The organism is Caballeronia sp. GAWG1-1, assembly GCF_023631465.1.
Taxonomy (GTDB): domain Bacteria; phylum Pseudomonadota; class Gammaproteobacteria; order Burkholderiales; family Burkholderiaceae; genus Caballeronia.
The window spans coordinates 78822-91559 of the sequence record NZ_JALQDB010000012.1; the positions used below are offsets into that span (position 1 = coordinate 78822).

Below are 12738 nucleotides of genomic sequence, written 5' to 3' on the forward strand. Positions count from 1 at the left end.
GTCTGGTATTGACGCTGATATTCAGGTTCCCGACGGCGCGCCGGAACCCAGGCGGACGCCTTCGCGGCCCGTGACATGTCGAAACACGACCGGCAGGGAGAAATAGAATACCGCGCCTTCTCCGAGCCGCCCTTCCGCCCACGTGCGTCCCTCGTGCCGTTCGATGATCCGCCGCACGTTGGCGAGGCCGATACCGGTGCCCTCGAACTCCTCCGCGCGGTGCAGCCGCTGGAACACGCCGAACAGCTTGGCTCCATATTTCATGTCGAAGCCGACGCCATTGTCCCGTACGCCGACGATGTACTCGTCGCCGCTTTTCTGGGCGAATATCTCGATTTTCGCCGATTCTCGCGTTCTCGTATATTTCACCGCGTTCGAAATGAGGTTGCGCAGCGCCAGTTGCAGGAAAGCGGCGTCGCCCGTGATGCGCGGCAGATCGCCGATGACCCACTCGATCCGGCGCTCGGAGGCATCCATTTCGAACTCCCGCACGATCACGCCGACGAGCTGGTTCAGGTCGACCGGAGCGGGTCTGAGCGCCGCGCGGCCCATCTGCGAGAAGGTCAGAAGATCGTCGACGAGCGTGCCCGCGAAGCGCGCCGAATCCAGCATGTTGTTCAAAAACCGCCGGCTCTTTTCCGACATGCGCTCGCCTTCCAGTTCGCGCAGCAGGTCGCCGTAACCCGCGATATGGCGCAGCGGCGCGCGCAAGTCGTGCGATACCGAATACGAAAACGCTTCGAGTTCCTTGTTCGCGCGTGCGAGTTCGGTCGCGAGTTCCGCGCGTTCCTCGGCACGGCGCAGCACGATATTCAGAAGCGCGCCGCGCAATTCGTTGGCGATTTCGATCTCGCCCTGACGCCACATGGCGGAATGCCCGCGCACCGTTTCGAGCCAGGGACTGAAGCTCGTGCGCGGGGCGCTGGCGCCTTCCGCGTCGCGAATCTTGACCGGCTCGCCCGCCCACTTGATGGTCTGCATCACCTCGGGGCGAAACCACAGCAAATAGTTGCGAAAAATCTGCGATACCGGCACGGCGAGCACGCCGCACGCCTTGTCCTCGTGCGCCTTGGCGGGCGGCCATTCGCGCGCGAGCGAGTCGCTTGCCCACACGCCCGTGGTGTTTTCCGCGAGCCAGTGCGTGAGCGCGCGCACCGTGTCTTCATCGGGCGTCGCGCCCATGAGCGTGACGTTTTCATCGAAGACGATAGCCGCGCCCGCCGAACGCGCGAAGCCCAGCACGTCGTTCGGCGCCGCCTGCAAGCCGGCCACGAAATTGGTGTGCTCGCCCATCGCGCTGACGAGACGGCCCATGGTGCGGCGCAGCCCGGCGAGATATTCGCCCTCGGCGCGCTCTTCCTTTGCCTCGATCTGCAGCGACAGCATGTGCCCCAGATGTTCGACCGCCAGCCGTGTATTGAACGACACGATGCGCGGATCGTGATCGTGACAGGAAATGAGGCCCCACAAGCGCCCGCGCACGACGATCGACACCGACATCGACGCATGCGTGTTCATGTTGCGCATGTATTCCAGATGCACGGGCGAGAAGCTGCGCAGCGTGGCGTAAGTGAGGTCAGTCGGGCGGCCGGTCAGCGGATTGAGCGCCGGCACGAGGCGCGCGGGGCGATAGTTCACATCGGCGACGAGGCGAATCCGGTGCCGCATATACAGCGCGCGCGCCTGACGCGGAATGTCGGAAGCCGGAAAGAACTGATGCAGAAAGGACGCATAGCTTTCGTCGCGATTTTCAGCGAGCACATGACTGCGGCCTTCCTCATCGAAGCTGTAAAGCATGACGCGACCGAAGCCGGTGATCGCGCGGACTTCCTGCACGGCGAGTTCCGCGAGTTCCTGCACGGTGCCGGCATCCTGCAAACCGCGTGCGAACGTGCGCACGAGCGGATACATGGACGCGAAAGCGGCGTCGCCGATGGCGGCCGTTTCCATCTCGACGATGAGCGCGCCTTCATGGCGATGCACCGTCACATCCAGGCGCACGGAGGCATGGTCCGCTTTGGCGGCATCCACCGGGCCGACGTAAAGCGGCGCGTCGTCGATCTCCGCCGTCGCGGCGGCTTTCGCGATGCGCTTGGCGCCCACATCGCCCAGCACTGTTTCGAGCGATTCGCCAGGCAGCGTCTCGATGTCCCGGCCCGTGAGCGCAGCCAGATTCTCGCTTGCCTGCAGAATACGCAGAGCGTCGTCCAGCACGAGCAGATAGCCATGCGGCTGGATGCCACCGGGCGCATGGATGGGCTCGGCGTCGCAGTCCCTGCTCGCAACGCCGGAGTCGAGCGTCAGGCGGCGCGCGACGGCATCCGGCGGACCTTGCGAGTCGCCGTGAAAGGACGCAGAACCGGCTGGTCCGCTTGCCGCCTCGCTCATGTGGCCACTCCGCTCACGGCCTGAAGGTCTTCGACCTCCGCGGATTCCGGGCACAGCCACGCCTGCATGCTCTCGAAGGTCGCGATGGCCGCATGCACGGCTTCGTCGTATTGCGCCTCGGGCACCGTCGCCGCGACGGTCGTGCGGAAGGCGTTCCACATGCTGCCGGTGTGCGAACCGTAACCTTCGAAATAAGCGTTGCCGAAACCGGGTTCGAGATCGAGCAGCTTGGCAACATGCGGCGCGATGAAACGCCCGCCCAGGGTCGAGCCTTCCATCACGTACATGGAGCCGATCGCGCTCGCGACGTTCTTGATCTGCGGCAGATCGTAAAGCGCGTGAGCGCGCGGGACCGAACCCACGGGCACGCGTTCGCCCGTGAGCACGGCGAGATCGGCGGCGATGAGCGGCGCCTTGCGGCGCTCATCGAAAAATACTTGCAGCGACTCGGGCATCTGCGCGCCCGCGACGTCTTCCCACGGCGCGATGTAGCCGTAGAAGCGTTCGAGCAGCGCAATGTATTCGGCGCGTTGCAGGCTGTCCTGCATGAGGTCGAGCGCGTTCTCGAGCCGCGTATGGCATACGGCGGTTTCGTTCTTGAGCCGGGACAATAGATCTTGGGACATGTTCCGTCGGGTTGGCTGAGGACGCTATGGATGTTCACGCAAGCAAACGAGGCTTGCATCGGAAGCGCTTACCGGATGAAACGCGCGGCACTGAATGATCCGGTAGAAAACGCATGATCGACGTGTTCTGCTTTCGAAACAAAAATCATTTTACGCAACCGTCTCACGCAATGTCAGTGCAACGCTCGTGGTTTCACCATCTGGTTCAATTCGCGCCTCGGCCGCCGCTGCCGCCGCCGCTATTCTCGTTCGCGTGATCGTCGCGCTGCGTGGCTTCCTGATACGCGCCGCCGCCGCGCCGGTCGGTATCGACGAGGCCGCGTTTTACATCGTCATGCGCCTGCTTGCCGACTTCGCGCGGCTCGTGCTCATCCTGCGAGTCGACACTTTGATCCGCCTCGTGCGGCAGCGCCGCGTTCGATGAATCGTCGTCCACTTGCGTCTGTTCGTCCTTGCTCGACATTTCGCGGCCGCGTTCGGGCGCGCTTTCGGGTGCTGTCCTGACTGGCTTCATGGTCCCTCTCCTTGATGCGTTCACTTGGTCTTGCTTTTAGCGTCGATGCCAAGCTGTTTCTTCATTGCCGCCGTAAGACGCTGGCGGCCCTTCGCGTAGTCGGCCCACGGGTCGGCGCGCAATGAATTCATGCGCTCGGCCACGTTGCCGATGTTCCATTGATCGCCGCTCGTGACCTCGTCGATTTCGTCCCAGGCGATAGGCATCGAAGCGCCCAGTCCCGGCCGCGAGCGCAACGAGAACGCCGCCACCGTGCTCGATCCGCGGTTGTTGCGCAGATAGTCGATGAATATCTTGTCCTTGCGATTCTGCATGCCCATCTTCGCGGAAAAGAACTTGGGCAAGGTACTCGCCATATGCTGCGCGACGGCTTGCGAGAAGCCCTTCATTTCGTCCCAGCCCGACTGTTTGGCGAGCGGCACGACCACATGAAAGCCTTTGCCGCCGCTCGTCTTGCAAAACGAAGTAAGTCCGAGTTCGGCCAGCAGTTCCTTCGTGAGCTTCGCGGCTTCGACCATGCGCTTCCAGCCGACGCCTTCGCCGGGGTCGAGGTCGAACACCATGCGATCCGGTTTCTCTATGTTCGACGCCAGCGCGTTCCATGTATGCAGTTCGATCGTCCCCATTTGCGCCGTGCCGACGAGCGCTTGCGCCGATTCGATGGTGAGCAGCGGCGGATGTCCCGGATCGATATCCGCATGCTGCGTGATGTGCGGAATCGCGAGCCTTGCGCTGTGCTTTTGAAAGAACAATTCGCCGCCGATATCTTCCGGGGCGCGCACGAGGGACACGGGCCGGTCGTGCAGATGCGGCAGCATCCATTGAGCGACCGACGCGTAATACTCGACGACATCGATTTTCCGAAGCCCCGTGGACTTGTCGATGACGCGATCCGGATGGCTGATCTTGACGCCTTCGACCTCGGCGGCCGATTTGCTTTTGGCCGCGGTTTTCGTGGGCGCTTTCTTCGCGGCGATTTTCCTGGCAGCCGTCTTCTTCGGCGCGCCCTCGTCTTCCACCTTTTGCGCCGATACCGCTTCTTCCTTGACGATCTGCCTGGCCGGCTTGTCGTCGCGCAGACTGACGAACGATGCTTGTCGCACGATGCGCTCCTTGGTCCATTCCGCGAAATTGCATTCCGCCACGAGTTCGGGCTTCACCCAATGCACCGGCGTGCGGCTGCGCTCCTGCGGCTCGCTCGCAAACGGCATGCTTTTGGTTTCGCGCTTGTCGAGTTCCTTCTTCACGGCGGTGAGCGTGGCGTGATCGAAGCCGCTGCCGACGCGACCCGCGTATTGCAGCTTGCCCTTGGCGTCGTACACGCCGAGCAGCAACGCGCCGAACTCGCCGCGCGTGCCCGCCGGTTCCGAATAGCCGCCGATCACGAACTCCTGCCGGCGCCGGCACTTGAGCTTGATCCACGACGCGCTGCGTCCGGAGACATAAGTCGAGTCGATCCGCTTGCCGATGATCCCTTCCAGCGCCATGTCGCAGGCGCTTTTGAGGAGATCGTCGGCGTGAAAAGCGAAGTCTTCCGAGTAGCGCAGCACGGGATCGGCGAGCGGTTCGACGATCGCCTTCAGAATGGCGCGGCGCTGCACGACAGGCACCTCGCGCAAGTCGTACCCGTTCAGATAAGGCAGATCGAAGAAGTACACGACGATATCTTGCGGACGTCCGACATCGAACGCGTTTTGCAGCCCCTGAAAGTCCGGCAGGCCGCGATCGTCGAGCACGACGGCTTCGCCATCGAGCCAGCCGTCTTCTATGTCGAGTGCTTCGAGCGCCTTCACCTGCTTGCTGAACTTCGCCGTCCAGTCGTTGCCGTTGCGCGTGAAAATGCGGATATCGCGTTTGCCCTTGATCGTCTCGATCCGCACGAGCACGCGATAGCCATCGAACTTGATCTCATAGGCCCAGTCTTCGCCGGGCGGCGCGGTATCGACGAGCGTGGCCAGTTGCGGCTTGAAGGTCGCGGGCAGCTTGGCCTTGACCGCGCCTTCTATCGCCGGGTCATGCGAGAGCGTGCGCAACGACTCCGCGTTCCGGTTCGCGACGATATCCGGATGCTCGCGCCCATTCGCTGTCTTGCTGACGGTTTTTCTGGTGGCCGCTTTCTTGGCGGCAGGCTTGGTCTTGCGCTCGATGCGCTCGACGACCGCGCCATCCTTCCCCCGCGCGCCGAGCGATTCCGACAAGACGCTGCCGGGCCGCTTCAGAAGGATGTCGTATTCGCTTTCGGGACGCGCTTCGTCGTCGCGTTCCTTGATGAGTAGCCACTGTTCCTTGTCGCCGCTACCGCGCATGTAGCTGCGCACGAGCGTGAAGCCGCCTTGCAGCTTTTCGCCATCGAGCACGAACTTGAGCTTGCCTTTTTCATATTCGGCCAGGGCTTCGTCGAAGCTGCCGGCTTGCGGCGCCCAGCGACCGCGATCCCAGACGATCACGCTGCCCGCGCCGTAATTTCCTTCGGGGATATCGCCTTCGAACGAACCGTAATCGATCGGATGATCTTCGACATGAACCGCAAGGCGCTTGACCGTGGGATCGAGACTCGGGCCTTTTGGCACGGCCCACGACTTGAGCGTGCCGTCGAGCTCCAGGCGAAAGTCGTAGTGCAGGCGGCGCGCATCGTGTTCCTGGATCACGAATGAGAGCGTCTCGACCGCGGCGGCTTTTTTGGCTGCGCGTTTCTTCGCGGCAGCCTTCTGCGTCCCGGACGGCTCCGGCGTCTCGTTGAAACGCCGCATGCGCTGATAGGTTTCGAGTTTGCCGGCCATCGTTTTCGTGGCTCCGTTTATGGGAGGCTTGGTAGTCGTGGTGCGGTGTGTGATTGCGTCAAACGTCGCCGATGTTGCGGGGTTGGTCGCCACGCTCTGTCTGCTTCATCAGACCGCGTAACGTGCCGTCGCGCAGCTCATGGGCGCGGCCGGCACGCCTCACGCTTCAGGCACGTTTGCGCCGCGTAGTCTTGCGCGCGGGCTTCGCGGCGGGTTCTTCACCCGAATCGTCGTCTTTCGATGCCGCGGCGCCGCGCTTGGCCGGCGCCGCGCCGCCCTTCTTCAGGCTGCGCTTGAGCAGTTCGGAAAGGTCGAGGATATCGGCGGATGCCTTGCCTTCGCCGCCGCTACCCTCGTCGATCTTCATGACTTCCGCGACCTTGCCTTCCTTCACCTTGCGGTCGACGAGCGCCATGATGTCGTCCTTGAAGGTGTCGTGATACTTCGTCGGGTCCCACGAGTCGCTCATGTCGTCGATCAGGCGCTTGGCCATGTCGAGTTCTTTCGGCGATACGCCCGCTTTCTTAGTGTCTTCATCGGGGAACTTGAAGTCGGTGAAATCGCGTACTTCGTCGCCCCAGCGCAAGGTGTTGAGCGCAAGCGCGGGACCGACGGGAATCAATGCGGCCAGATGCTGCTTGTTGTGCAGCACGACGCTAGCGATGCCGACCTTGCCTGTGTCTTTCAAGGCGTCGCGCAGAAGCGCATAAACCTTTTCGCCTTTCCGATCGGGCGCGAGATAGTACGGCGTGTCGAGCGAGAGGAACGAGATTTCGGGGGCATCGACGAAAGCGAGGATGTCGACCGTTTGAGTCGACTCGGGATTGGCCGCGCGGATTTCGGCATCGGTCATCACGACGTATTTGCCCTTCTCGTACTCGAAGCCGCGCACGATGTTGTCGCGTGTCACGTCCTTGCCGGTGTTCTTGTTGATCTGCTTGTAGCCGATGGGGTCCATCGAGCGTTTGTCGAGCAGATTGAAGCCGACCTTGTCCGACTGCGTGGCGGGATACAGTTGCACGGGCACGTGGACCAGCCCGAAGCTGATCGCACCCTTCCAGATCATGTGCGGCATCGCGAAACCTCGCTGGCGGAACGGTCGATGGGGTGCGCTTCACGCGCGGTTGAAAGCTGCGTTTGAAGCGGGCATCGGGGTGTACCGCAGGAAGCGTGCCAAATCAGGGAGGTTGGCGGCGGGCTTTGATTGCGTTGTTGGATCTGATCCGCGAATGGCGCTGCTGCTGTAAGCTTTACGGAGATGTATCGGTGACAGCGGTGTACGTCGAAGTAGTTAGATTGCGAGGGAACAGACGGTTAGTTGCCTCGCTTGAGTGCGCTTGAGTGCGCTTGAGTGCGCTTGAGTGCGCTTGAGTGCGCTTGAGTGCGCTTGAGTGCGCTTGAACGCATTGCGGTCGCGACGTCGCCTCTGGCAAGAGCCTCGTTGACCTTGCCTGAGACGCACGCGGACCGATTGCACTGAGATCATCGTCGGGGCCGATGCTTAAGCCACCGCCCCGCCGTCTGCATGCCGATCAAGCAGCAAGTCACGATCAGCGAAACAAGCCCGCGCCATCAGCGCCCTACTTCCGACTCGCCGTAATCGTCAGTTGCGTTCCATCATCGAGCGTAACGGTCTTCTTGGAGCCGGTCGAAGTCGACATGGAAAAGCGCACGACCTGGCTGAAGCGATTATCGACCGGACACTGCAAGCTCTTGCCGCCGACCGTGACCTTATTCACACCCTTCGGCGCATAAGCTCGAAAGCTGATTTGCACATTGGCCGCGCCGTTATCCGCGATGACCGGCGCAAAGCGAATCTGCACCTGGCGCACGGCCGCGCCGTCCGCGCTATGCGGCACCGATGCCGCCTGCGGACAGCCATCCGGCACTGGCTGCGCGCCAGCGGGCGCCGCGCCCTGCCAGGTAAAGTCGTCGCTCTGCCCCGAGCGGATGGTGCGCGTTTCCTGTTCGTTGCCGAAGCTCTTCGACACCATCTTCACGCTGTATTTGATCGGCCCGTCATTGGGCGCTTCGGAGAGAACCTTGATGCCTGGCGTCGCATGCGCGCTCGCCATCACGCCCAACGCGAGCGCGAACGCTGAAACGATGCGACTGAAATTCGGGCGACGATTCATGCCGGCACCTCCGTTTAAACGCTTGGGGAATTCCGGCGCGCCGCGAACGACGTGCCGGATGACTGAAGGCGAATTCAGTCTAGCGCCGAGCATGCCCGGGTCTCCTAATGGAAAACCCGTGTGCACTTGAACGATGGCCCGCTTCGTTGAAGTTCGTCAAAAACCGGTTAGCACGAGCTTGCCGATCGCGCGCCCTTCTTCCAGCAGGCGATGCGCCTCACGCAGATTCGTCGCATTGATCTTGCCGAGGTCGCGGCCGAGCGTCGTGCGGATCGCGCCTGCGTCGATCAGCCGCGCCACTTCCGTGAGCAGCTTGTGTTGTTCGATCATGTCGGGCGTATGGAACATCGCGCGCGTGAACATGAACTCCCAGTGGAACGCCGCGCTTTTCGCCTTCAGCAATTCGACCGCGATCGGCTTCGCATTCTCGACAATCGTACAGATGCCGCCTTGAGGTTTGATCACTTCCGCCGCTGCCGGAAAATGCTTGTCGGTGTCGTTGAAAATCAGCACGAAATCGACTTGCGGGAAGCCCGCGTCCTTCAGCTGCTTGGGGATGTCCTCGAAGTGATTGACGATGTGATTCGCGCCCAGCTCCTTCGCCCATTGCGCGGATTCCGGCCGCGATGCGGTGGCGATCACGTTCAGCTTCGCAACCTGCTTGGCCAACTGAATGCCGATGGACCCCACTCCGCCCGCCCCGCCAATGATCAGCACCGTCTTGCCCGCGTCCTTGCCTTCGGCGGACACGTTCAGGCGGTCGAAGAGCGCTTCCCATGCGGTGATGGTCGTGAGCGGCAACGCCGCCGCGCACGTGAAATCAAGCGACTTCGGCTTCGCGCCGACAATGCGTTCATCGATCAGATGAAATTCGCTGTTCGCGCCTTGCCGCGTGATGTCACCTGCGTAATAGACGGCATCGCCCGGCTTGAAGAGCGTGACCTCGGGGCCGACCGCTTCGACGACGCCCGCCGCGTCCCAACCGAGCACGCGCGGCGTGGCCTCGGTCTTGTCCTTTGGCGCGCGCACTTTCGTGTCGACGGGGTTGACGGCGATCGCCTCGATTTTCACGAGCAGGTCGCGCCCGGAAGGTGCGGGTTTGTCGAGCTCGATGTCGACGAGCGATTCGGGATTCGAAATCGGCAGATAGCGAGTCAGTCCAATGGCTTTCATGTTTGAGCTCCGTGTTTGATTGCATGAGGTGTAGTCATCTTAGCCGCCGCCGGCGTTCCGTAAAACCGTCATAATCGTTGAAACATTTTTTGGGAAATCCATCGAATGAGTAGCGAACCGCTTGCCAGCCATGCCGATTCCGACGCGCGTGAACGTCTCGATCTGCTCGACGTCGGCTTGTTCGTGCGCGCGGCGGCGCTTGCCAGTTTGTCGGCGGCGGCGCGTGAATTCGGCCTCTCGCCGGCGGTGGCGAGCGCGCGCATCGCGGGGCTGGAGCGCATGCTCGGCGCGCGGCTTTTGCATCGGACGACGCGGCGCGTGAGCGTCACGCAGGAAGGCGAGATTTTCGCGGCCCACGCGCGTGAACTGCTCGATGCCGCCGAGGCCGCGCGTGCATCGGTGGGCCGCGCACGCGAACGGCCTCACGGACGGCTGCGGGTGACCATGCCGTCGTCGCTTGGGCGTCAGCATGTTTCGCCGCTGATTCCGGCGTTTTTGCGGTTGTATCCGGGCGTGAGCATCGAGTTGCGCATGACGGATCAGATCATCGATCTCGTCGATGAGGGCATCGATCTCGCCATTCGTATCGGCGCGCTGAAGGACTCGACGCTTGTCGCGCGCAAGCTGGCGAGCAACCGGCGCGTGCTGTGCGCGTCGCCTGCGTATATCGAGGCGCATGGCCGGCCGCGGCACCCGGCCGAGCTTGCGGAGCACGAGTGCGTGATCCTATCCGACCAGCGCGACTGGAGCTTTCATACGCCGACGGGCGTGATCGATGTACGCGTGTCGGGGCGCATTGTGACCGATAACGGCGAAGTGATCCGGGACGCGATCGCGGCGGGCGTCGGTATTGCATTGAAGTCGACGTGGAGCGTGGCGCCGCTGCTCGCGAGCGGCGAACTCGTGACGCTGCTCGATGATTATCCGTGCGCGCAGACGGTCGCGATTTGGGCGGTGTATCCGAGTCGCGCGTTCGTGCCGCCGAAGACGCTGGCTTTCATCGATTTTCTGGCCGAGCGCTTCGGCGAGCCGCCGTATTGGGACGTCGATCCGGGAAGCGTGCAGCGATAGTCGACTTGGGCTTTGGCTTTGGCTTTGGCTTTGGCTTTGGCTTTGGCTTTGGCTTTGGCTTTGGCTTTGGCTTGGGCTTGGGCTTGGGCTTGGGCTTGGGCTTGGGCTTGGGCTTGGGCTTGGGCTTGGGCTTGGGCTTGGGCTTGGGCTTGGGCTTGGGCTTGGGCTTGGGCTTTGGCTTTGGCTTTGGCTTTGGCTTTGGCTTGGGCTTGGGCTTGGGCTTTGGCTTTGGCTTTGGCTTTGGCTTTGGCTTTGGCTTTGGCTTTGGCTTTGGCTTTGGCTTTGGCTTTGGCTTTGGCTTTGGAACAGGCTAGCCGGTCTTCACCCGCGTGGGGCCCGTACAATGTCGGTTTTCGCGCTTATCACAATCCGCCTGCGATGAACCTCGTCATTCAAAGCCCCAGTCTTATCTCCGATGCGCATCTGAAGCCGCTCGCCGCCCTCGCCCGTTCGCGCGAAACGCAGCGTATCGACGACACGCTCTTGCGCCTGACCGATGCCGATCCGCTGCAACGCGCCGACATCGACGCTTATTGCGGCACGCACGCGCTCGACTACGCGTTCATCGACGCAAACGCGAAGTTGACCGACTTCGGCCTAGTCGCGATGGATATGGATTCGACGCTCATCACGATCGAATGTATCGATGAGATCGCGGATTTCTGCGGGCTGAAGGCGGAAGTCGCGGCGATCACGGAAGCCTCGATGCGCGGCGAGATCAAGGACTTCAACGAGAGTCTCACGCGCCGCGTCGCACTGTTGAAGGGACTGGAGGCGACCGCATTGCAACGCGTGTTCGACGAGCGTCTGCAGTTGTCGCCGGGCGCGGAACGCATGCTCGCCGGCGCGCGGGCAGCGGGCTTGAAAACGCTGCTGGTGTCGGGCGGATTCACGTTCTTCACCGAGCGGCTGAAAGTGCGGCTCGGCCTCGACTACACGCGCGCGAATACGCTCGAAATCGTCGATGGCAAATTGACGGGCAAGGTGCTCGGCGAGATCGTCAACGCGGATGTCAAGGCGCGCACGCTGCGCGAGACCTGCTCGGAGATCGGCGTCGATCCGAAACGCGCGATCGCCATGGGCGATGGGTCCAACGATTTGAAGATGATGGCGGAAGCGGGTCTGTCGGTGGCGTTTCGCGCAAAGCCGGTGGTGAGGGAGGCGGCTAGTCTAGCGTTTAATTTCGTTGGGCTGGATGGGTTGTTGAGGTTGTTTTGAAAGCAAAGTCCGTAAAGCCGAGAAACGGCACCTCAGGGTGCCGGTTTTGTTTGTGCCAGTGGAAGTGGCAGCGCTGACGCTGTCTCAAACTCGATTGTAATGCAGTTTTGCATTACAATCGATCATCAACTATGGAGGTATCTCATGAGCACACTGACGGTCACCGCGCGGGGCCAGGTCACGTTTCGGAAAGAGGTACTGCAGCACTTGGGTATCAAGCCCGGCGAGAGAATCGAGTTGAACCTGCTGCCGGACGGCCGGGCCGAATTGACGGCCGCTCAAACAAAGGGTTCATTTCGGGAACTGCGGGGCATTCTTAAGGGCAAGACGAACGGCGCTCGATTAACTATCGAGGAAATTAACGACGCGATTGCCGCTTGTGGCGCGACCCGAGGGGCTGGCAAGGCATGAAGGTTACAGCTGACACGAACGTCCTGCTTCGCACCATTGTGGACGATGACGCAATTCAAACAACGCGCGCTGTCGCACTTTTGGATACGGCCGACATGGTGGCGGTTAGCCTGCAAACGCTATGCGAGGTTGTTTGGGTGCTGCGCGGCCAATACGGCGTTACTCGTGCGGATATCGCTTTCGCAATTCGCACGCTGTTGAGCACAAGCAATGTCGTGGTTAATCGTCCGGGCGCCGAGGCAGGACTTGCGTTACTGGATGCGGGCGGAGATTTTGCTGATGGGGTCATCGCCTACGATGGTGGACCTATCCGTAATTCTGTGGGCGAGGCATATTATGAGAGGTGAGGTAAAAGTCATGGATATGCCGATGAAGAAGAAACGCACCGTCGCTTCTCAGGCAGCGGCCCGAGGGCCGCTGCC

The 12738-nt window shown here is 61.9% G+C and carries 12 protein-coding genes; 5 read left to right on the top strand and 7 right to left on the bottom strand.

The features are described from left to right. Nucleotides 1–21: 21 nt before the first annotated feature. The 7 genes from NCT03_RS08160 to NCT03_RS08190 form a co-directional block, all read right to left on the bottom strand. Nucleotides 22–2388 carry an ATP-binding protein gene (locus NCT03_RS08160; protein WP_250492457.1) on the bottom strand — a complete coding sequence of 789 codons (2367 nt, stop codon included), beginning with the start codon at nt 2386–2388 and terminating at the stop codon, nt 22–24. Continuing rightward, nucleotides 2385–3014, bottom strand: a complete 630-nt coding sequence (locus NCT03_RS08165) for a biliverdin-producing heme oxygenase (protein WP_250492458.1) — start codon at nt 3012–3014, stop codon at nt 2385–2387. Before NCT03_RS08165 ends, NCT03_RS08160 begins: the two co-directional genes overlap by 4 nt. 205 nt (nt 3015–3219) lie before the next feature. Beyond that, nucleotides 3220–3528 carry a hypothetical protein gene (locus NCT03_RS08170; protein WP_502800361.1) on the bottom strand — a complete coding sequence of 103 codons (309 nt, stop codon included), beginning with the start codon at nt 3526–3528 and terminating at the stop codon, nt 3220–3222. A gap of 20 nt (nt 3529–3548) precedes the next feature. Then, entirely contained in the window at nt 3549–6308 is a 2760-nt protein-coding gene (gene ligD, locus NCT03_RS08175; protein ID WP_250492459.1) for a DNA ligase D, read from the bottom strand. A gap of 166 nt (nt 6309–6474) precedes the next feature. Continuing rightward, on the bottom strand, nt 6475–7383 hold the full coding sequence (gene ku, locus NCT03_RS08180; RefSeq protein ID WP_244827791.1) for a non-homologous end joining protein Ku: 909 nt from the start codon (nt 7381–7383) through the stop codon (nt 6475–6477). Nucleotides 7384–7888: 505 nt separating this feature from the next. Then, the gene (locus NCT03_RS08185) at nt 7889–8443 is read right to left on the bottom strand and encodes a DUF6013 family protein (RefSeq protein ID WP_250464526.1); all 555 of its coding nucleotides are present in this window, start codon (nt 8441–8443) and stop codon (nt 7889–7891) included. A 156-nt stretch (nt 8444–8599) separates the two neighbouring features. Further along, the gene (locus tag NCT03_RS08190; protein WP_250492460.1) at nt 8600–9616 is read right to left on the bottom strand and encodes a zinc-binding alcohol dehydrogenase family protein; all 1017 of its coding nucleotides are present in this window, start codon (nt 9614–9616) and stop codon (nt 8600–8602) included. Nucleotides 9617–9721: 105 nt separating this feature from the next. On the opposite strand from NCT03_RS08190, the gene NCT03_RS08195 reads away from it, so the two are divergent. The 5 genes from NCT03_RS08195 to NCT03_RS08215 all read left to right on the top strand — a co-directional run bounded on the left by NCT03_RS08195 (nt 9722) and on the right by NCT03_RS08215 (nt 12663). Beyond that, a complete protein-coding gene (locus NCT03_RS08195; protein WP_244827788.1) occupies nt 9722–10687 on the top strand; it encodes a LysR family transcriptional regulator in 966 nt (321 codons plus the stop codon). Nucleotides 10688–10692: 5 nt separating this feature from the next. Next, entirely contained in the window at nt 10693–11001 is a 309-nt protein-coding gene (locus NCT03_RS08200; protein WP_250492461.1) for a hypothetical protein, read from the top strand. 64 nt (nt 11002–11065) lie between these two features. After that, on the top strand, nt 11066–11905 hold the full coding sequence (serB, locus tag NCT03_RS08205) for a phosphoserine phosphatase SerB (RefSeq protein WP_250492462.1): 840 nt from the start codon (nt 11066–11068) through the stop codon (nt 11903–11905). Between the two features lie 144 nt (nt 11906–12049). Continuing rightward, on the top strand, nt 12050–12316 hold the full coding sequence (locus NCT03_RS08210) for an AbrB/MazE/SpoVT family DNA-binding domain-containing protein (RefSeq protein ID WP_244827786.1): 267 nt from the start codon (nt 12050–12052) through the stop codon (nt 12314–12316). After that, nucleotides 12313–12663, top strand: coding sequence for a type II toxin-antitoxin system VapC family toxin (locus tag NCT03_RS08215; RefSeq protein WP_250492463.1), 351 nt, complete (start codon nt 12313–12315; stop codon nt 12661–12663). The genes NCT03_RS08210 and NCT03_RS08215 overlap by 4 nt, the downstream gene beginning before the upstream one ends. Nucleotides 12664–12738: the final 75 nt, after the last annotated feature.

Excerpts from the sequence above, each read along its gene's own strand:
- NCT03_RS08170 (WP_502800361.1), bottom strand. The coding sequence starts at position 3,528 with ATGAAGCCAGTCAGGACAGCACCCGAAAGCGCGCCCGAACGCGGCCGC.
- NCT03_RS08210 (WP_244827786.1), top strand. The coding sequence starts at position 12,050 with ATGAGCACACTGACGGTCACCGCGCGGGGCCAGGTCACGTTTCGGAAA.
- ku (WP_244827791.1), bottom strand. The coding sequence starts at position 7,383 with ATGCCGCACATGATCTGGAAGGGTGCGATCAGCTTCGGGCTGGTCCAC.
- NCT03_RS08195 (WP_244827788.1), top strand. The coding sequence starts at position 9,722 with ATGAGTAGCGAACCGCTTGCCAGCCATGCCGATTCCGACGCGCGTGAA.
- ligD (WP_250492459.1), bottom strand. The coding sequence starts at position 6,308 with ATGGCCGGCAAACTCGAAACCTATCAGCGCATGCGGCGTTTCAACGAG.
- NCT03_RS08190 (WP_250492460.1), bottom strand. The coding sequence starts at position 9,616 with ATGAAAGCCATTGGACTGACTCGCTATCTGCCGATTTCGAATCCCGAA.
- NCT03_RS08215 (WP_250492463.1), top strand. The coding sequence starts at position 12,313 with ATGAAGGTTACAGCTGACACGAACGTCCTGCTTCGCACCATTGTGGAC.
- NCT03_RS08165 (WP_250492458.1), bottom strand. The coding sequence starts at position 3,014 with ATGTCCCAAGATCTATTGTCCCGGCTCAAGAACGAAACCGCCGTATGC.
- NCT03_RS08160 (WP_250492457.1), bottom strand. The coding sequence starts at position 2,388 with ATGAGCGAGGCGGCAAGCGGACCAGCCGGTTCTGCGTCCTTTCACGGC.
- serB (WP_250492462.1), top strand. The coding sequence starts at position 11,066 with ATGAACCTCGTCATTCAAAGCCCCAGTCTTATCTCCGATGCGCATCTG.
- NCT03_RS08185 (WP_250464526.1), bottom strand. The coding sequence starts at position 8,443 with ATGAATCGTCGCCCGAATTTCAGTCGCATCGTTTCAGCGTTCGCGCTC.